This window comes from Bradyrhizobium sp. S3.7.6, from assembly GCF_054061875.1.
Genome location: NZ_JBSSEQ010000001.1, coordinates 1,584,529 through 1,603,197, shown reverse-complemented (window position 1 = coordinate 1,603,197; position 18,669 = coordinate 1,584,529). Strand labels below are relative to the sequence as shown.

Annotated in this window: 20 protein-coding genes; 10 read left to right on the top strand and 10 right to left on the bottom strand. The window is 65.0% G+C overall.

Going from position 1 to position 18,669, the window contains the following annotated elements:
- Positions 1–245: 245 nt before the first annotated feature.
- Positions 246–1,805 carry a winged helix-turn-helix domain-containing protein gene (locus tag ACVJ5M_RS07595; protein ID WP_063980802.1) on the top strand — a complete coding sequence of 520 codons (1,560 nt, stop codon included), beginning with the start codon at positions 246–248 and terminating at the stop codon, positions 1,803–1,805.
- A 200-nt stretch (positions 1,806–2,005) separates the two neighbouring features.
- Here the strand turns inward: ACVJ5M_RS07595 and ACVJ5M_RS07590 are convergent, their stop codons facing one another.
- Positions 2,006–2,428, bottom strand: a complete 423-nt coding sequence (locus ACVJ5M_RS07590) for a GFA family protein (protein ID WP_028148676.1) — start codon at positions 2,426–2,428, stop codon at positions 2,006–2,008.
- A 207-nt stretch (positions 2,429–2,635) separates the two neighbouring features.
- Positions 2,636–3,424 (bottom strand): methanethiol S-methyltransferase, encoded by a 789-nt coding sequence (gene mddA / locus ACVJ5M_RS07585; protein WP_063980801.1) that lies wholly within the window; start codon positions 3,422–3,424, stop codon positions 2,636–2,638.
- Between the two features lie 133 nt (positions 3,425–3,557).
- On the opposite strand from mddA, the gene ACVJ5M_RS07580 reads away from it, so the two are divergent.
- Positions 3,558–5,108, top strand: coding sequence for a winged helix-turn-helix domain-containing tetratricopeptide repeat protein (locus ACVJ5M_RS07580; RefSeq protein ID WP_208089065.1), 1,551 nt, complete (start codon positions 3,558–3,560; stop codon positions 5,106–5,108).
- Positions 5,109–5,164: 56 nt separating this feature from the next.
- On the opposite strand, the gene ACVJ5M_RS07575 is transcribed toward ACVJ5M_RS07580, so the two are convergent.
- The 5 genes from ACVJ5M_RS07575 to ACVJ5M_RS07555 form a co-directional block, all read right to left on the bottom strand.
- Positions 5,165–6,409, bottom strand: a complete 1,245-nt coding sequence (locus tag ACVJ5M_RS07575; RefSeq protein WP_063980800.1) for an acyl-CoA dehydrogenase family protein — start codon at positions 6,407–6,409, stop codon at positions 5,165–5,167.
- 95 nt (positions 6,410–6,504) lie between these two features.
- Entirely contained in the window at positions 6,505–7,437 is a 933-nt protein-coding gene (locus tag ACVJ5M_RS07570) for a helix-turn-helix domain-containing protein (RefSeq protein WP_354099832.1), read from the bottom strand.
- Positions 7,438–7,630: 193 nt separating this feature from the next.
- Complete coding sequence (locus ACVJ5M_RS07565; RefSeq protein WP_063986058.1) at positions 7,631–8,200, bottom strand: DUF2147 domain-containing protein; 570 nt, start codon at positions 8,198–8,200, stop codon at positions 7,631–7,633.
- Positions 8,201–8,232: 32 nt separating this feature from the next.
- Positions 8,233–8,895: a DUF3313 domain-containing protein gene (locus tag ACVJ5M_RS07560; RefSeq protein ID WP_063980798.1), complete on the bottom strand. Its 663-nt coding sequence runs from the start codon at positions 8,893–8,895 to the stop codon at positions 8,233–8,235.
- Positions 8,896–9,148: 253 nt separating this feature from the next.
- Positions 9,149–9,787 (bottom strand): TetR/AcrR family transcriptional regulator, encoded by a 639-nt coding sequence (locus tag ACVJ5M_RS07555; protein WP_063980797.1) that lies wholly within the window; start codon positions 9,785–9,787, stop codon positions 9,149–9,151.
- Positions 9,788–10,002: 215 nt separating this feature from the next.
- Here ACVJ5M_RS07555 and ACVJ5M_RS07550 point away from each other — a divergent pair, with 215 nt between their 5' ends.
- The 4 genes from ACVJ5M_RS07550 (at position 10,003) to ACVJ5M_RS07535 (ending at position 15,220) form a co-directional block, all read left to right on the top strand.
- Positions 10,003–11,553, top strand: a complete 1,551-nt coding sequence (locus tag ACVJ5M_RS07550; RefSeq protein ID WP_063980796.1) for an ABC transporter substrate-binding protein — start codon at positions 10,003–10,005, stop codon at positions 11,551–11,553.
- Between the two features lie 237 nt (positions 11,554–11,790).
- Positions 11,791–12,762, top strand: coding sequence for an ABC transporter permease (locus ACVJ5M_RS07545; protein WP_063980795.1), 972 nt, complete (start codon positions 11,791–11,793; stop codon positions 12,760–12,762).
- On the top strand, positions 12,759–13,598 hold the full coding sequence (locus ACVJ5M_RS07540) for an ABC transporter permease (RefSeq protein WP_028148686.1): 840 nt from the start codon (positions 12,759–12,761) through the stop codon (positions 13,596–13,598). The genes ACVJ5M_RS07545 and ACVJ5M_RS07540 overlap by 4 nt, the downstream gene beginning before the upstream one ends.
- Before the next feature lie 2 nt (positions 13,599–13,600).
- Positions 13,601–15,220: an ABC transporter ATP-binding protein gene (locus tag ACVJ5M_RS07535; protein WP_063986057.1), complete on the top strand. Its 1,620-nt coding sequence runs from the start codon at positions 13,601–13,603 to the stop codon at positions 15,218–15,220.
- 18 nt (positions 15,221–15,238) lie between these two features.
- Here ACVJ5M_RS07535 and ACVJ5M_RS07530 read toward each other — a convergent pair whose 3' ends face one another.
- The gene (locus ACVJ5M_RS07530; protein ID WP_084794951.1) at positions 15,239–15,511 is read right to left on the bottom strand and encodes a hypothetical protein; all 273 of its coding nucleotides are present in this window, start codon (positions 15,509–15,511) and stop codon (positions 15,239–15,241) included.
- Between the two features lie 457 nt (positions 15,512–15,968).
- On the opposite strand from ACVJ5M_RS07530, the gene ACVJ5M_RS07525 reads away from it, so the two are divergent.
- The 3 genes from ACVJ5M_RS07525 to ACVJ5M_RS07515 all read left to right on the top strand — a co-directional run bounded on the left by ACVJ5M_RS07525 (position 15,969) and on the right by ACVJ5M_RS07515 (position 17,388).
- Positions 15,969–16,142 carry a hypothetical protein gene (locus ACVJ5M_RS07525; protein ID WP_187387912.1) on the top strand — a complete coding sequence of 58 codons (174 nt, stop codon included), beginning with the start codon at positions 15,969–15,971 and terminating at the stop codon, positions 16,140–16,142.
- Entirely contained in the window at positions 16,139–16,348 is a 210-nt protein-coding gene (locus tag ACVJ5M_RS07520; RefSeq protein WP_028148688.1) for a hypothetical protein, read from the top strand. Before ACVJ5M_RS07525 ends, ACVJ5M_RS07520 begins: the two co-directional genes overlap by 4 nt.
- A gap of 104 nt (positions 16,349–16,452) precedes the next feature.
- A complete protein-coding gene (locus tag ACVJ5M_RS07515; protein ID WP_063980792.1) occupies positions 16,453–17,388 on the top strand; it encodes an AEC family transporter in 936 nt (311 codons plus the stop codon).
- Between the two features lie 30 nt (positions 17,389–17,418).
- On the opposite strand, the gene ACVJ5M_RS07510 is transcribed toward ACVJ5M_RS07515, so the two are convergent.
- A complete protein-coding gene (locus ACVJ5M_RS07510; RefSeq protein WP_063986056.1) occupies positions 17,419–17,706 on the bottom strand; it encodes a hypothetical protein in 288 nt (95 codons plus the stop codon).
- A gap of 126 nt (positions 17,707–17,832) precedes the next feature.
- Positions 17,833–18,174: a hypothetical protein gene (locus tag ACVJ5M_RS07505; RefSeq protein WP_063980791.1), complete on the bottom strand. Its 342-nt coding sequence runs from the start codon at positions 18,172–18,174 to the stop codon at positions 17,833–17,835.
- Positions 18,175–18,294: 120 nt separating this feature from the next.
- Here ACVJ5M_RS07505 and ACVJ5M_RS07500 point away from each other — a divergent pair, with 120 nt between their 5' ends.
- Positions 18,295–18,615, top strand: coding sequence for a hypothetical protein (locus ACVJ5M_RS07500; RefSeq protein ID WP_456679269.1), 321 nt, complete (start codon positions 18,295–18,297; stop codon positions 18,613–18,615).
- Positions 18,616–18,669 lie beyond the last annotated feature (54 nt).

Sequence of the window (18,669 nt, the reverse complement as noted above, 5' to 3'; positions counted from 1 at the left end):
CAAGGCGGCCACTTCAGGGGGACGGGATAAATTGTGAGCGCGGCAAGATCGGGCTATGTGCGCAGCCCGCGCACCAGACCCGCCACATTCTCATTCAAGTTGCATTCCTATCCGAAAACGGCATAGCAGCCATCACGCGATCGTGGTGAACCCGGCAGGCCGCTCAGCGGACTCACAGTCTTAGAGTCGAAATCCATTCTGATTTCATCATTGCCTGATGTCATTGCGAGGGTTGAGTTTTCGACGTGCAGTTTATGTTCCGGGACCACCTTCTCGACACCGACCGGCGCGAGCTGAGCCGCGAGCAGGTTCCCGTGGCCGTGGAGCCGCAGGTCTTCGACCTCGTCGTCCACCTCATGGAGAACCGCGACCGGGTGGTCAGCAAGGATGAGCTGATCGACAAGATCTGGCACGGGCGCAGCGTCTCCGAATCCACCCTGACCAGCCGGATCAACGCGGCGCGCAAGGCGATCGGCGACAGCGGAGCCAACCAGGCGCTGATCCGCACCATCGCGCGCAAGGGCTTTCGTTTCGTCGGCGCTGTCCAGACGCAGCGCGGCGCGGCCTTGCCGGAGCCGGGCCGTGTCGCCCAGGCGCCGCAGGCGGCGCTCGCGCTGCCCGACCGTCCCGCGATCGCCGTGCTGCCCTTCACCAATATGAGCGGCGACCGCGAGCAGGACTATTTCTCCGACGGCATCAGCGAGGACATCATCACGGCGCTGTCGAAGCTGCGCTGGTTCTTCGTCGTCGCCCGCAACTCTTCCTTCGTCTACAAGGGCCGCGCCGTTCACATGCACGAAGTCGCGCGCGAGCTCGGCGTACGCTATGTGCTCGAAGGCAGCGTGCGGCGCAGCGGCGATCGCCTGCGCATCTCGGCGCAGCTCAACGACGTCTCGACCGGCAGCCATCTCTGGGCCGAGCGCTACGACCGCGAGCTTGCCGACATCTTCGCCGTGCAGGACGAGATCACCGAGGCGATCGTCGCCGCGATCGAGCCGCAGCTCTATACCGCCGAAAGCTTTCGTGCCCAGCAGAAGCCACCGGGCAGCCTCGACGCCTGGGACCTCGTGATGCGTGCGCTGTCGCATTATTGGCGCATCACGCGCGAGGACAACGCCGCCGCACAAGGACTGCTGGAACAGGCGACCGCGATCGATCCCGCCTATGGCAAGGCGCTGGGCCTGCTCGCGACCAGCCATATCTTCGGCGCGCATATGGGCTGGGCCGACATGGCCATGACCGTGCCGGTCGCCGAACGCGCGGCGCTCGCGGCGGTGGAAGCCGATCGCGAGGACGCCTGGGCCCATCACGGTCTGGCTTATACTTATTTGTTCCGCCGCCGCTTCGACGACGCGCTGGCTGAGTTCGAGCTGACGCTGCAACTCAATCCGAATTTTGCGATGGCGCACGCTTTCTACGGCGTGACGCTGTGCTACGCCGGGAGATGGCGAGACGGCGATGCCGCCGCTCGCCGCGCGCTGCGGCTGAGCCCGCGCGATCCGCTCGCGGCGATCTATTGCGGCGTAGCCGCCTATGCCCAGTTCATCGGCCGCAACTATGAGGGCGCCGTGCAGATGGCGCGGGAATCGATGCGGCAGCGCGCCGATTTCGTCGGCGCCCATCGCGTGCTGACGGCCGCCGCCGGCATGTTGGGCGATCCTCAACTCGCGGCGTACGCGCTGCGGGGCCTGCAACGCACCCAGCCCGGCATCTCGCTGGCCTGGCTCACGCGCGAGCTGCCGATGCGGCGGGCAGAGGATCGCGAGCACTATCTGCAGGGGTTTCGGCGCGCGGGAATGAGGTGATGCTGTTTACCCTCCCCTGGAGGGGTCCGGGACGAGCGTAGCTCGCCCGTGGGTCGGCTCGCATCTGAGCGCAGCGAAGATGAGAGACGGGGTGGGGTGACGGTCTCTCCACAATGAACACTGCCTGCGTGGAGAGATCCCCCACCCCGCTCGCGCTTCGCGCGATCGACCCTCCCCCTCCAGGGGAGGGTAAGTGCACCCTACTCCTGCATCATCTCGCCGCTGCCGCCGAACTCGGCCGGAAAGTCCTTCAGTTTCGGCAGGCCATCGCGCATCGGCAGCACCGTCTCGGCGTAGTTGACGTGAACACCGGGTGTGAATGCGAGCGTGGGGATGGTGGCGGTGAAGACGTCGATCAGGTCGAGCGGCGGGTGGTTGGTCATGAGATGACCGCCGCACTTCTTGCAATATTTGCGCTGGCTGAGCGGCGTCTTGGCAAAGGTCTCGACGTTCTGGGCGCCTTCGGTGATGCGCACGGCTTCCGGCTTCCACAGGCTGAAGGCATTCACCGGTCCGCCCGACCACGAGCGGCAGGAGCGGCAATGACAATAGCCCATCGCCGCCGGCTCGCCTGTGACCTCGATTGTGACCGCGCCACAGAAGCAGTTTCCGACATGTTTCATTGGGTCGTCTCCGTTGGATGAAGGTTGAAATTCCTCTCCCCGCTCCGGCTCGCCGATAAACCGGCAAAGGCGGATGCGGGGAGAGGCGTCGGAGCGGAGGGAATCACCCCGAGGGACGTTGAGGGCTGGAGGCCGGCAACGTCCGTTACGCGCTTCGGTTCCGCCGCGCGTCCTCCTTTCGGTGGACGCGGCGGAAAGATGCTACGGCTATACCGATCTGCGCCAGGGAATAAGCATCGACACCCGTTGTTTGTACTGCCGGTATTCGTCGCCGAAGAGATCGACGAGGTCGTGCTCCTCCAGCGCGATGCCGACGAAGATGTAGAGCGTGGTCACGGCCGCGAACAGCAGATGGCCCGCCGTCATGACCGGCGCCGCCCAGAACGCGATGATGAAGCCGAGATAGATCGGATGACGAACGAACTTGTAGAACAACGGCGTCTTGAAGCGCGGCGGCGCCGCCTCATTGCCCACGAGATGGTTGGTCACCTGGTGCAATCCGAACAATTCGAAGTGATTGATGATGAAGGTCGAGGCGAACACCAGCACCCAGCCCGCGAGGGACAGCGTGACCAGCGTCACGGCGAGATCCGGGTTTCCGACATCCCATACGACCGCAGGCATTGGACGCCACTGCCAGAACAGGAGCAGCAATGACAGGCTCGCGAACAGCACGTAGGTCGAGCGCTCGACCGGCTTGGGGACGAACTGCGTCCACCACGCCTTGAACTGCTTGCGCGCCATCACGCTGTGCTGAACGGCGAACAGCGTCATCAGCAGTAGATTGATGATGACGGCTTCGGCCGTCGGCGTGTCGGTTCCGGTGTCGATGGTCTTCGGCACCACCAGCCCCATGACGAAGCCGATGGCGTAGAGAATGGTGACGAAAAACACGAGATATGCCGCAATTCCGTACAGAAAGCCGATGAATTTGAAAATGCGTGAGCCCGCAACCTCCGGGCCGATGGAATGAAGCTGGTGATCAAGTTGGGTCATAGAACGCTCCGTTGTGCCGAGGCATCGGCACTGTTTAGTGTTCGCACCATGCCGGATCGGACACCCCCTGACTTTCACGGACGGTTGATTTTCGCCTGAGACCACTTTGATTTTTGCTTGAGACGACAGAAACGTGCGATTTCTCTTTGAAAACAACGTGCTCGACGGCGACCTGCGGGAACTGACGTGCAGCGGCGCAGCCGTGCCGCTGCAGCCGCAGGTGTTCGATCTGCTGCTCTATCTGGTCGCGCAACGCGCCCGTGTGGTCAGCAAGGATGACCTGATCAGCCAGATCTGGAGCGACCGCATCGTCTCGGATTCCGCCCTGAACAGCCGAATCAATGCCGCGCGCAAGGCGCTTGGCGACGACGGCGCGACGCAGCGGCTGATCAAGACGATCCCGCGCAAGGGCTTTCGCTTCGTCGGCGAAGTCCGGGAAGATGTGGCAGCGACGCTTGCGCCGGTGGAACCCGGCCCTGCCCCGGTGCGCGCCGTGACGGACCGCCCGGCGATCGCAGTGCTCGCCTTCGAGAACATGAGCGGCGATCCCGCGCAGGAATATTTCGGCGACGGGATCAGCGAGGACATTCTCACCGCGCTGTCGAAGCAGCGCTGGTTCATGGTGATCGCCCGCAATTCGTCCTTCACCTACAAAGGGCGCTCGGTTCATATCAGGCAGATCGCCGAGGAGCTCGGCGTCCGCTACATCGTCGAAGGCAGCGTGCGCAAGGTCGACAACCGTGTGCGCATCACCGCGCAGCTCAACGACGCCACCACCGGCAGCCATCTCTGGGCCGAGCGCTACGACCGCGAGCTTGTCGACGTCTTCGCCGTGCAGGACGACATCACCAACGCGATCGTCGCGGCGATCGAGCCGCAGATCCATGCGGCCGAGAATTTTCGCGCCGACCGCAAGCCGCCCGCGAGCCTCGATGCCTGGGACCTGCTGATGCGCGCGCTGTCGCATTACTGGCGAGTGACGCAGCAGGACCACAAGGCTGCGCAGGCATTGCTCGAACGCGCCATTTCGATCGACTCGAACTACGGTCAGGCGCTGTCGGTGCTGGCGGCAAGCCACATGTTCGGCGTCCATCTCGGCTGGGCGGAGCTTGCCACGACGGTGCCGATCGCGGAGGCCGCCGCGCTCGCCGCGGTGCGTCATGACCACGAGGATGCCTGGGCCCATGCCGCGCTCGGCAGCGTCTTCTTCTCGACGCGCAGGCTTTCCGACGCGCTGTCCGAGTTCGAGCAGGCGCTCGCGCTCAACCCGAACTTCTCGCTGGCGCAGGGCTATTACGCCCTGGCGCTGTCCTACGCCGGTCGTTCCGGGGAATCGTTCGATGCGGCGCAGAGGGCGATCCGGCTCTCGCCGCGCGATCCGTCGCTGGCGATCTATTACGGCATTGCCGGCTATGCGCGCTTCACCGAACGGCATTACGACGAAGCGATCGCGCTGGCGCGCGAGGCGATCCGCCATCGCGGCGACCTCACCGGTGCCTACCGCGTGCTCGCGGTGTCCGCCGGCATGACCGGCGACGGCGCGCTGGCCGAGATGGCGCTGGGCGAACTCCGCCGTACCCAGCCCAACATCTCGCTGCACTGGATCGCAACGCAGCTGCCCTGGGCCAGTGACGCCGATCGCGAGCACTATCTGGAAGGGTTCCGGCGCGCGGGGTTGGGGTAGAGAACTCCCTCTCCCCGCAAATGGGCAAAGGGCGGATGCAGATACGACGCGTCGTCTCAGGCTCCTCCGCACGCGGTCAGTGGATCGTAATCGGGCCGCATCAGCATCGCGTGGAGCTGGCGCCGCCGAATGCCCATGTTGCCACCGTCGAAGATCGGCAGCGCCAACGCGTCCTGCAACAAGCGGCCGAACGGCGCCGCGTGATCATAGCTGTCGATGCCGACCACGCGCATCAGGTCGGTGATGACCCGCACCGCGGCTTCGGAGCCGAAGATCTTGGCCTGGATCGCGAGCTCGTCGGCGCCCGGTGATTGCGTATCGAGCGCATGGCAGGCCCGCCAGCTCAGGTAGCGCGCGGCTTCGATAGTGGTCTTGGCATCGGCGAGTGCATAGCCGACCGCCTGATGCTCGATGATCGCCTGTACCCCGCCGCGTTTCTCGGTGCGGGCAAAATGCAGTGCGAAGTCGAAGGCGGCCCGCATCATGGCGACGCCGAAGATGCCGACCAGCGCCGCCGTGCCGGTGAAGGCGGCGGACGCCAGCATCAAGCCGCCCCCCTCCTGCCCGAGCAGATTGCCGTGCGGCGCGGTGACGGCACGCAGGCTGAATTCCGGCACGAGGTGAGCGCGGTGGCCGATCGAATCAATGGCGCGTTCGAACACGATGCCATGCACCGGGCCTTCGACCGCAATGATGGAGACACCCTGCTCCGGTGGCGCGGCGGGATTGGTCCGGCACACCACGCACAACACGTCGGCGCCATTGCGATCCCACCCGGTGGCGGACGACACCCATTTCTTGCGGCCGTTGATGATCCAATTGCCGAGCTCGCGTTTTGCGGTGGTGCGCACGCCCTCGCCCGGCGGCGGTGCGGCAGCATTGGCGCTGCCGCCGGGTTCCGAGGAGCAGAAGCCCGCAAGCGGAGCGCCGCTCGTCTTCAGGAACGGTGCAAGCAGGCGGGCGCATTGCTCCGCGGTGCCACCAAGCAGAATTGGCAGCAGACCGAGCACCGTGCCGAGCATGGTCAGCGTCACGCTCGGATTCACGGCGTAGAATTCTTCCGCCAGGATCGCCATGTCGATGAGTCCGGCATTGTCGCCGCCCGCCGGCGCCGGAATGCATTTGCGCAGATAACCGGCAGCGACCATCGCCTCATAGGTCGGCTTCGTCGCGAGGAAGCGCTCTTCCGGCGTCGCCAGCAACTCGGCCTTGCCGGCGCCGGCCAAGACCTCCGCCGCGAATTTTCGCGATTGAAGCTGCAACGCGCGCTGCGCAGGTGAAAGCGTGAAATCAATCGCCATCGAACATCTCCCTCGCTCCGGCAGGTCACCAGGGTGAGCCGAGCGAGGGCGGAAAATCTTGGTCGGCAGCGACCTAATTCTTGGCTGGAGGTGAACTACTCGCCCTTCCCCTTCGTCCTGCGAAATTCGCGCGGGGCGAGGCCGTGGCTGCGCTTGAAGAGGCGGTTGAAGTGCGAGATGTCGGAAAAGCCGGCCTCATACGCGATCGTGGAGATGGTCTTGTGACGATGCTGCGCGTCGAGCAGGTCGCGGGCGCAGATCAGGATCCGCCGATCGCCGACATGCTCGCCGACGGAGCGGCCGGTCGCGACGAACAACCGGTGCACATAGCGCTCCGAGCAGCGGAACTTCCGGGCAAGCAATTCGGCATCGAGACCGGGATCGTCGCTGTGGCGGTCGATATGGTCGAGCATCATCGACAGCAGCACGGGCGCATTCACGCGCGCAACCGGCATTTCACCCAGCATCTCCGGTGCATGCGCGATCAGCTCGACCACATGCGTGCCGCTGCTTGCCGCAACGGCGGGTGCTGCCAGGCAAAGCTCGGCATAGCCCGCGAGCGTGCGCGACAACGCGCGGCCATTTTCCGTCCTCGACAACGCAAGCCGCGGAGAATCCGTAAAGCTCTTTGGCAGGTGCCGCCGCGGCACGGCAAAGCAAAAGAGGCGGAAGTCGCGGCCGTTGGCAATCTCGAACGGCTCGGTCGTATCGGCGACCGCGAGGTCGCCGGGCGCACAGACCTGCTCGTGTCCCCGCCGCGTCGTGCGGCCCAGACCCTCGAGCTGGAGATTGACGAAGCAGAGATCGTCCGTGCTTCGCGCAATATGGGGCCGCAGCCGGAGAACGCAGTGCCCTGTGGCTTTCACCAGCGAAATCTGGACCGACGCAGCGTCGGTACGCGCGATCGAACCTTCGAAGGGACGGTCGGCGATTTTACGCGGCTCGAGCCGGACAAAGGCCGCAGCGAGATCGTCGGCCCAACTGCCGAAGGGCCGATCGGCACGAGAGGGCTTGGCTGACCATTCCATAGGTGCGCCCCCGGAACGAGGAATTCGCGCGTGCAAATTCAGATTGGACGACCCAGCGGGACGGAAGGATAGCTTTTGGCGAACAACCGGTCAAATCTCGAAGGCGCGCAATATGCGACCGCCATCACGTCGTCATTGCGAGTGCAGCCGTCGGCGTACCGGAAACCACGTGAATGGTTAGAGAAGCAATCCGCTACTTGGCTTTGGCCTGTATCGGCTTCGGTGCCGGCACGGCGGCCCATTCCTTGTCGGCGCGGGGGCCGTTGAGATCGCCGGTGAGGCCGACGAGCTGGCCGGGCAGCACGTCGAGGGTCTGCTGCCAGGTCTGGGTCTGGCACAGGAACTTGATCAGGCAACCCCTGAGCTTGAGGCGATCGGCGGAGTCGCGCCACAGCGAGACCGAATAGGATTTGCCGTCCTCGGCATTGTAGATCTCGCCGGCAAACTGTCCCTCCGGCGTCGCCTGCAAACCCATGATGAGCTGATGGCCGAGCAGCGCGCGGGCGCGTTTGTCGGGATCGGGATTCTCCTTGTCGCGATAGGGCTGGCCGCGCTTGTCGGCCGGTTCCTTCATCCAGACGATGAAGCCGCAGATGCGGTCGCGCGACGGCCCGCAGCGCTCGAGCCTGATGCGCGCGCGGCCGTCCTGGACGAGCCAGGTGCCGCTGGGGTCGGGCGGCGCCGCGGCGCCGGCGCGGCCGCCAAACACCATCATCAGGATCGTGATCGCAACGCGCAGCACGAAGCGAAGGACAATGTTCATCTGCGGCACCTTTCGTTGGATGGGTCGCGGCGTCAGTTCAATTGCGCCATCAGCGCGTCGGCGCCCTTGTCGAGGCCAGCGGTGGCGGCGGCGAGCGCGCCGGCGGTGGCCTTGATGTCGTAGGCAGCCGGGTATTGCTTGGTGACGTAGGCGGAGAGCAGGCGCGCGGCGGCGGCGTCGAAGATCTCGACGCCGTAGATGACCGAGCCGGTCATGGTGCCTTCGCCGTCGCGCGCGGCCTGCACGCCGTTGTAGACGGCGCCGGCGACGTCGAAGCGGGAGAGCGTGCCGAGCACCGGCGTGTTGGCGACGGCGCCGGTGAGTGTCAGCCTGATCCGCAGCGTCTCCGGCCCACGCTCGCGCACCAGCGCGAAGCGGCCGCGCAGACCCTCGGCGAAACGGTTCTGCATGTAGGCGGCAAGCGTCGCCTTGTCCTTGTCGGACATGTCGCCGAACTGGTGATCCCTGCCGCGATAGACCACGACCGGTTCGAGGATGACTTTGTTATAAGCGCGCCAGTCGACCGGCGTGGAATAGCGGTAGGGCACGCGGCCGGAGGCGTCCGACTTGTCCGGAGCCATGTAGGCTGAGGACGCCATCCCGGAATACGGCACGGGCGCGACGGTGGCGCAGCCCGCGACGGCTGCGCCGAGCAGCAGCGTTCCCAGACCGCGCAGGGCGATCGAGCGATTCATTCCAGACTCCTCTAGCGGCTTGCTGCCCAGGCAGTGGCGACCGCAGCCGCGTACGGGACCAGACGCGGCTGCGGCGCTCACCAGTGCCAACCCAAGGCTTCGTCCGGGGCCATCTCGGAAGCCTTGAGTCGTCTCAGTGTGTCGATTTATAAAACCGACTAGACGGTTTGTAAAGTTCAAAAACGCGGGCATGGCACATTTGGCCGCAGGCGCGGCTTTGGGCAGCGATCGGCGGGAAATCGTTAACGATGAATCAGGCGCGCTTGCGCGGCGTTGCGGCCTTTGCCGCCGAAGGCGCGCCGGATTTGGCGGTGCGCTTGGCGCCCGGCTGCGCGAGGCCGGTCCACTGCGCGTCGTCGAGCAGACGCGCGAACAGCCGCTGGTGCTCGTCCTTGCTGAGCGGTGACATGCCGAACAACGAGCTCAGCAGGAGTCCCATCGCGCCGGCCCAGCGCAGCATCGCGAGATCAGGATCAGTGGCCTCTTCCCTGATCGCCGCCATCCTCTCCATCTCGCGCTCGCGCGGCAGCGCCATCAGGCTCGGATTCTCGACCATGGCCGCAACCAGCGCCAGCGCGGCAGAATTCGGCGAGGTGGCCGCTTCGCGCACGGTCGCGAGCTGGGTCGCCAGATTGGGATTCGCGGAGGTCGCGCTCACCTTTGCCATGGTGCTGGTGGCGAACTCCTCGAAATGCGCCATCTGCCGGTCGAGCAACGCCTTCAGCACCGCTTCTTTGGTGCGGAACTGATGCATCACGCCGCCCTTGCTGAGTCCGCTCTCGCGCGCGATCGCATCCAGCGTCAGCCGGCCCGGCCCGGCGCGCGCGATGATCGCGATGGCCGCTTCGAGTGCGGCGTTACGGGATCGTTCGGAGCGGCTGGCATTGTCCATGGCCGACTTGTCTCCGTGACAAGACAATGAATCAAGTGAAAACAGGACGCGCTGTACATTTTTTGTGCGAACACTGTCGAGACTTTCATCTTGCGGCCCCGAATGAGACTGTGTGAGCCTCGATACCGGATGGGGACTGGGATGGGCCGGCCGGAGCTTTGCGCGCCATGACGTGCGAAGCGTTCTCGGCCGGTCTCGCTTGAGAAAGATACGACATGCCAAAACGAGTGTTGCTTGGTGCCCTCCTGGCTTGCGGCCTCACGGCCTCGGCGCTGGCGCAAGAGCCGAGGACGGGGGGCGTGATCAACGCCGTGATCCAGCCCGAGCCGCCCGGCCTGATGCTTGCGCAGGTCCAGAACGGCCCGACTCAAATGGTCTCGGGCAACATCTTCGAGGGCCTGCTGCGCTACAGCCCCAAGCTCGAGCCGCTGCCGGAGCTTGCCGAAAGCTGGAGCGTCAGCGAGGACGCCAAGACCTACACCTTCAAGCTCAAGAAGGGCGTGACCTGGCATGACGGCAAGCCCTTCACCGCCGCCGACGTCCTGTTCTCGATGGAGATGCTGAAGCAGACGCATGCGCGTGCCCGCACCAATCTGGCGCAGGTCGACAAGATCGAGACGCCGGACGACTATACGGTGGTGTTCACGCTGAAGCAGCCGTTCGGACCGTTCCTCGGCATCTTCGAGGTCGGCTCGATGCCGATGGTGCCGAAGCATCTCTATGAAGGCACCGACTGGAAGACCAACCCCTACAACAACGCGCCGGTCGGCACCGGCCCCTTCATGTTCAAGGAGTGGCAGAAGGGCTCGTTCATCCGCCTGGTCAAGAACCCGAACTACCACGAAAAGGGCAAGCCCTATCTCGACGAGATCTACTGGCAGATCATTCCCGACGCCGCCGCGCGCTCGGTGGCGTACGAGACCGGCAAGGTCGACGTGCTGCCCGGCGGCTCGGTCGAGAATTTCGACGTGCCGCGGCTGTCCAAGCTGAAGGACACCTGCGTCACCGGCGCCGGCTGGGAGTTCTTCTCGCCGCTCGCCTGGCTATGGCTCAACAACCGCCAGGGTCCGCTCGCCGACAAGCGGGTGCGGCAGGCGATCATGTTCGCGATCGACCGCGATTTCGCCAAGGACGTGATCTGGAACGGGCTCGGCAAGGTGGCGACAGGCCCGTCCGCCTCGACCATAAGGTTCTACACCGACGACGTGCCGAAATACCCTTACGATCCGGCCAAGGCCAAGGCGCTGCTGAAGGAAGCCGGCTACAAGGGCGAGAAGATCCGCCTGCTGCCGCTCGCCTATGGCGAAACCTGGCAGCGCTGGGGTGAAGCCGTGAAGCAGAACCTCCAGGACGTCGGCATGAACATCGAGACGATCGCCACCGACGTTGCCGGCGGCAACCAGAAGATCGGCGACTGGGACTACGACATCGCCTTCACCTATCTCTACCAGTATGGCGATCCCGCGCTCGGCGTCGGCCGCAATTATATCTCCAGCAACATCGCCAAGGGGCAGGTCTTCAACAACGTCGAGGGCTACTCCAACCCGGAGATCGACAAGCTGTTCGCCGACGGCGCGACCGCGACGCCGGACTCGAAGCGCAAGGAGATCTACGAGAAGGCGCAAAAAATCCTGGTCGAGGACGTGCCGGTGGCCTGGATGCTCGAACTGCAATTCCCGACCATCACCCGCTGCAAGGTCAAGAACCTGATCACCACGGGGATCGGCGTCAATGACGGCTTCAAGGACGCATGGCTGGACAAGTGATGACTGCCCTCTTCACCTCTCCCCGCTCGCGGGGAGAGGTCGAATGTGCGCATAGCGCACATTCGGGTGAGGGGGAGTCTCCGCGAGTCCAACTATCACCGTCCCCGCGGAGAGTCCCCCTCACCCCAACCCTCTCCCCGCATCCGCCTTCGTCGAGGCTTCGGCGGACAAGAGCGGGGCGAGGGAGCCCAGTGTCTCCGTGGCTCCAGGTCACGCTACAAGAGATGACTCTCTAATATGCTCTCCTTCGTCGCTCAGCGTATCGTGAAGGGCGTGATCGTCCTGCTCGCGATCGTCGTTCTCAATTTCTGCCTGATCCGGCTTGCGCCCGGCGACCCCGCGGTCGTGATGGCGGGCGAGGCCGGTGCCAGTGACCAGGTCTTCGTCAAGCAGCTCCGGGAAAAGTTCGGCCTCGACAAGCCGCTGCCCGAGCAGCTCTTCATCTACGTCAAGGGCGTCGTCACGCTCGACCTCGGCTTCTCCTTCCGCCAGCAGGCGCCGGTCGTGAAGCTGATCGGCGAGCGGCTGCCGGCGACGCTGCTGCTGACACTGACCGCATTCGCGATCTCGCTCATGCTCGGCGTTCTCTTCGGCACCTTCGCCGCGCGCTTTGCCGGAACCTTCCTCGACACGGCCATCACCGTGTTCGCGCTGATCTTCTACGCCATGCCGATCTTCTGGGTGGCGCTGATGGGAATCCTCCTGTTCTCGGTCACCATGGATTGGCTGCCGAGCTTCGGCTACGAGACCGTCGGCGCCAACCTCACCGGCATTGCCCACGCAGTCGACGTCGCAAAGCACCTGATCATGCCGGCGATGACGCTCGGCCTGTTCTTCATGGCGACCTATACCCGCATGACGCGCGCTTCGATGCTGGAGGTGAAGCGCCTCGACTTCGTCAAGACCGCGCGCGCCAAGGGCCTTTCCGATGCCGTGATCCAGCGTCGCCACGTGCTGCGCAACGCGCTGCTGCCGGTCGTGACGCTGGCCGGTGTGCATTCCGGCACGCTGATCGGCGGCGCCGTCATCACCGAGACCGTATTCGCCTGGCCCGGCATCGGGCGTCTGATGTACGACGCGCTGCTCCAGCGCGACTACAACCTCCTGCTCGGCGTCTTCGTGATCTGCTCCGCCATGGTGCTGATCTTCAACCTCATCACCGACCTCGTCTACCGCCTGGTCGACCCGCGCATCGAATTCGCTTCATGAAACAGTTCTGGAAATCGATGCTGAAGAGCCCGAGCGGCGTCGTCGGGCTCGTCATCCTTGTCCTTGCGATCTCGATCGCGGTGTTCGGGCCGATGCTGTTCCCGAATTCACCCTGGCGCATGGTGCAGCGGCCGTTCCTGCCGCCCTTCACGCTCTCGACCGTGCCACTCGGCACCGACGCGCTCGGCCGCGACGTGTTCGCCGGCATGATCTTTGGCGCGCGCGTCTCGCTGCTGGTGGGTCTCGTCTCAACGCTGGTCGCGCTGGTCGTCGGCGTTCCCATTGGCGCCATGGCCGGCTATTTCGGCGGCAAGGTCGACGACGCCCTGATGCGCTTCACCGAGTTCTTCCAGACCATTCCGAGCTTTGCGCTCGCGATCGTGCTGGTCGCGATCCTCCAGCCCTCGATCTATTCGATCGTGGCCTCGATCGCGGTGGTGAGCTGGCCGCCGGTCGCCCGCCTCGTGCGCGGCGAGGTGCTGTCGCTGCGCACGCGCGAATATGTCCAGGCCGCGGTGGTCACGGGCCAGAGCAACACCTGGATCATCCTGCGCGAGATCCTGCCCAACGCGCTGTCGCCGGTGATCGTGCTGGCCTCGCTGATGGTGGCGACCGCCATCCTGCTGGAATCCTCGCTGGCGTTCCTCGGGCTCGGCGATCCCAATCTGATTTCCTGGGGCTACATGGTCGGCGCCGGCCGCACCGTGATCCGCCAGGCCTGGTGGATCACCGTGTTTCCCGGCGTCGCCATTCTGATCTCGGTGCTCGGGCTGAACCTGATCGGCGAAGGCCTCAACGACGCGCTCAATCCGCGCCTGTCGCGGGAGGGCCGCTGATGATGACCGCCCCGCCCGCCGTCTCGATCAAGAATCTGCGGATCGCGCTGCCCAAGGGCGCCGAGCGTCCGTTCGCGGTCGACGGCGTTTCGCTGGATTTGCGGCCCGGCAAGATCGTCTGCGTCGTCGGCGAATCCGGCTCCGGCAAGTCGATGTGCGCGCATGCGCTGATGGGCCTTCTGCCTGATACGGTCACCGTCACCTCCGGCGAGATCCAGTTCGAAGGCCGCGACCTGCTCAAGCTCGACGACGACGGCTGGCGCGATCTGCGCGGCCGCCGCCTCGCGATGATTTTTCAGGAGCCGATGACCGCGCTCAATCCGTTGATGCGGATCGGCGACCAGATGGCGGAGATGTTCGAGGCCCACGGCCTGCTGACGCCGAAGGAGCGGCGCGCCAAGGCCCTATCGCTGGCGCGCGAGGTCGGCCTGCCCGACCCCGAGCGCATTGTCCGCGCCTATCCGCACCAACTCTCCGGCGGCCAGCGCCAGCGCGCCATGATCGCGATGGCGCTCGCGCTCGAGCCCGCAGTGCTGGTCGCGGACGAGCCCACCACCGCGCTCGACGTCACCACGCAGGCGCAGATCCTGAAACTGATCCGCAACCTCCAGCGCAACCGCAACATGGCGGTGATGTTCATCACCCATGATTTCGGCGTGGTCGCCGACATCGCCGACCAGGTCGTGGTGCTCAGGCATGGCAAGGTCGTCGAGGAAGGCCCCGCTAGCTCCGTCTTCAACAATCCGCAGCATGACTACACCAAGGCGCTGCTCGCCGCCGTGCCGTCGATGGACCCGCCGGCGCGCGAGCCGCTCGATGACCAGGCCAGGGCCGTCGAGGTGATCGGGCTGGACAAGACCTACGTCACATCAGGCGGTTGGTTTCGCGACGACCGCCGCGTCGATGCCGCGCGCGAAGTCAACTTCAACATCCTCAAGGGCGAGACGCTCGGCCTCGTCGGCGAATCCGGCTCCGGCAAATCGTCGGTAGCGCGTCTGGTGATGCGACTGATCGAAGCCGACCGCGGCACGGTGCGGATCGGCGAGACCGATCTCACCTCGCTGTCGGGCAAGGCGCTCCGCGCCGAGCGCCATCGCATCCAGATGATCTTTCAGGATCCGTTCGCCTCGCTCAATCCGCGCCGCAAGGTCGGGCACATCATCGCCGACGGTCCGATCGCAGCCGGCATCGATCCGAAAGTGGCGTTCGACCGCGCCCGCGATCTCCTCAAGATGGTCGGACTGGACGCCGGCGCGCTCGACCGCTACCCGCATGAATTCTCCGGCGGCCAGCGTCAGCGCATCGGCATTGCGCGCGCGCTCGCGCTCGAACCCGAGATCATCGTCGCCGACGAAGCCGTCTCCGCGCTCGACGTCTCCGTGCAGGCGCAGGTGTTGCGACTGCTCGAAGACCTCAAGGCGCGCCTTGGCCTCTCGATGCTGTTCATCACCCACGATCTGCGCGTCGCGGCGCAAATCTGCGACCGCATCGCGGTGATGCAGCGCGGCGCCATCGTCGAATTGAAGCCGACCGCACAACTGTTCGCCGCGCCGGAGCACGCCTATACGCGCGAACTGCTGGCGGCGGTGCCCGGGCGGAAAGAGCCCGCGCCGGCGGCGTGAGTCGGCCGATCGCGGTTGCTACTTGCCCGGAGGGTTGGTGTTCTTCCAGGTGGGGACTGAGTTGGTCACGCCGACCGATGGTTGATTAGACGTTCCGACCGACGGCGCCGTGACGGTCCCGACGGTCTGTCCGGAGCTTCCATAGGTCGTGCCTTGCGTTGCTGGCGCTCCGGAAAGACCGCCCGTGTTGCCTTGGGTGCCCGCCGCAGACGTCTGCGCGCCTGCAGCGAATGGCGATGCCGCAAATCCGACCGCGATAAGTACCGCAATCGAGCGTCTCGTTCCTGTCATGGCTAATCCTTTCGGGCGCGGTGTCTCAGTCGCGTCGGCCGTTCGCTCGTCGAACCACTCGTGCACTGAGCAATCTTACAACTCCACGCGCGTGAAAATGTGCCGCAATACGATCACACTGCAGGGCCTGGCGCTCCATCACGATAGCGCGACGAGCAGCTCCAGCCGAACAGGGGCGCACGGGCGCACTCCCGGCGCATTGGCTCGCCGCCGCACGGAGGATGCTCGCATGTCGTGCCTTGCTTGCAGCGGTCCCGGGACGCAAGCAGCGCGCGCCGGCAACGTCAGGCCAGCGCATCAGCCAAGGTATTCCGCTCCTCTTCGGGCGACGGAACACTCACGGGCTTTTTATCCCTCGTGACCGGCCGCACAGATGCGAAACAGAGGCCGACACCCCAGATTCGCATGGAATGATTTCCATCATCTGATGATGGACTTCCGATCCATTGGAGCCGATATGGGCCAGGTTATTCAGTTTATCTCGAAATCCGAGCGCGAGCGCGTTCGCCTCATTCAGGAGGCACGCGCGATCTACGACAGCATTTTTCCGCCGGCTGATCCGAGCGGCGAGCCGCAGGGCAAGGCGACGATCGGTCGCGCGGCCAACGGCGACGCAGGAAATCTGGCGTGATCAAGATCATCGCTGTGCTCTGCAGCCTCTCCTCTCCGGCAAATTGTCACGAGCAGATCGTCACCACCTCGGACTTCGCCAACGTCTCGATGCAGTCCTGCCTGATGGGCGCGCCGCAGCTCGCCGAATGGATGAACCAGCATCCGGCCGAACGCCTGGCTGGATGGCGCTGCGTGTTCGGTCAACAGACCGGCAGGGGCGCCTGAGGCCACAGGCCGTCTGGTCGAGGACGGCGCCATCCAGTTGAACCGTGACGAGCATGCATCGCCAGGCTAGAATGGCGACGCTGCTTGGCAGAGGGGGACGCCGGATGGAGGTCGCCAGCCTCGTTCTTCCCGTGTTCGCAATCATCGTCACCGGCTGGCTTGCCGGCGAACTCGGTTATCTCTCCCGCTCGCTTGCGGACGCGCTGGTGCATTTTGCCTACAACGTGGCGATGCCGGCGCTGCTGATCGTCACGATCGCCCAGGAGCCGGCGCGCAACCTGCTGGAATGGCGCTTCCTGCTCGCGTTCGGCGGCGGCTCCCTCCTCTGCTTCGCGCTGGTCTTCCTGGCGGTCCGTGCGGACGGCAAGCACGACCTCGCCAGCAGCACGATCCATGGCATGGCGGCGGCCATGACCAATACCGGCTTCGTGGCGCTCCCGATCCTGCACGCGATCTACGGCCAGCCCGCCGTCTTGCCCGCCGCGGTGGCGACGGTGTTCGTCGCCGGCGTGATGTTTCCGCTCACGGTCATCCTGCTGGAAAGGGACGTGCGCAGCCCTGCCCATTCCGCCGGGCTGGTGAAGCAGATCCTGCTCAATCCGATGGTGCTGTCGACGCTGATCGGTCTCGTCTGGGCGATCACGGGCTTGCCGATTCCGGCGCCCGTCGCGGCCTATCTGAACATCATTGCCGCCGCGCTCACGCCCTGCGCACTGTTTGCCATCGGGCTTGGCCTGTCGGTCGACGGCCTGCGATCCAACCTGAAAGCATCGTTCGCGCTCGCGACCGTGAAGCTGGTGGTGATGCCGCTGATCGTCTACGGACTTTGCGTGGTCACTGGCCTCAACCCGCTCTACACGGTCGCCGCCGTCATATGCGCGGCCGTGCCGACGGCGAAGACCGTCTATGTGCTGGCGCACGAGCACAAGGTCGAGGAGAAGCTGGTCGCGGCCACCGTCTCGGTCACGACGATGCTGTCGGTCGCGACATTGCTGGTCGCGCTCTACCTGCTCTCAGGCCTCGCGCCGGGTGTGCGTTGACAGTCGCCGGCGCGCCTGGCGGCGTGTTCTCTATCTCGTGGTGTTGCTCCAGGTCGGCACCGAATTGGTCACGCCGACCGACGGCCAATTGTACGATCCGATCGAGGGCGCCGTGACTGTCCCGACCGTCTGTCCGGACGACCCGTAAGAGGTCCTGGGCTGCGCGACCGGCAATGCGGCGGCGCCATAGGTCGGGGCCACCACGCTCGTGCTGTAGTGATGCCGGCTCGGCCGGGCCTTCTTCGCTTCGGCTGCAAAAGGCGCGGCAAGCAGTCCGACAGTGATGAGTGCGGCAATGGCGGGTTTGATGCTTGTCATGGCGGTTCCCTTCATTGGCTGCGAGCCCATTGTGCCATGTGTTCATTCAACGCGGAATTTCCATGGGTACCCGTTCATAACTTCGTGCACGCCCGAATGTGCCTGACCCGGACACCGCTGCCGTGGTCATCGTCGCTTCGGACGACATGCCTTGCGGCCATGTCGCTCCTTGACTGTCGCGACGGAGTGCATCAGCGCCTTGAAGGCGACGATCGCCGGATCGTCAGCGAGCGCGTGGTCGGGCCGCGACTCCAGATGCTCGACCACGGCCAGCAGCGCGTCCGCGATCTGTCCGATCTGCTTGCCGTAACCGGCGACATCCGACAGCACGTCCTTCTCGACATCTGGCGCCGAGGATTGCCCCACCGTGATGTTGACGAGACCGAACTGGCCGCCGGTGGGACTGAAGAACGACGGATAAATGGACTGGACGACATCCCCCGACAGGGGCAGCTTGAACACAGGCATGCGATTTCGCCTCGCTGACGCTCGACCGGCATGGACACACTATCACGACCACTCGCCTTCGGATGGACCCGAATCAGCGCTAGTGCATTGCCTTCAGTGACTTCCCTGGACGCAAGCAGCATGACCGGCCCCGAACTGAAGCAGCTCCGCAACGACCTTTCCGATGCCCTCGAGCGCAAGCTCACCGCGGCCGACATGGCCAAGCTTTGCGGACTGCCGGAGAAGGGCGGCGCCGACACCATCCGGCGCTGGGAAGTGAGCGGGCCGACGCCGTCCGCAACCAAGGTGCTGCGCGTGCTGGCGATGGCGAGCGAGCGCTATCCGATCATGGAGAAGTTCGACGTCTTCGATCGCCACGACGTCCGCGAGGAAGACCGGCCTGCAAGGCGCTCGGCCTTCCGCGCGCAGATGCGCGATGAGGTACGGCGGCGGCTTGGTTAACGAGAGACATGCGCAAGTTACCCGAGACGTGCGACGTTAAGCCTTCCTTCACCA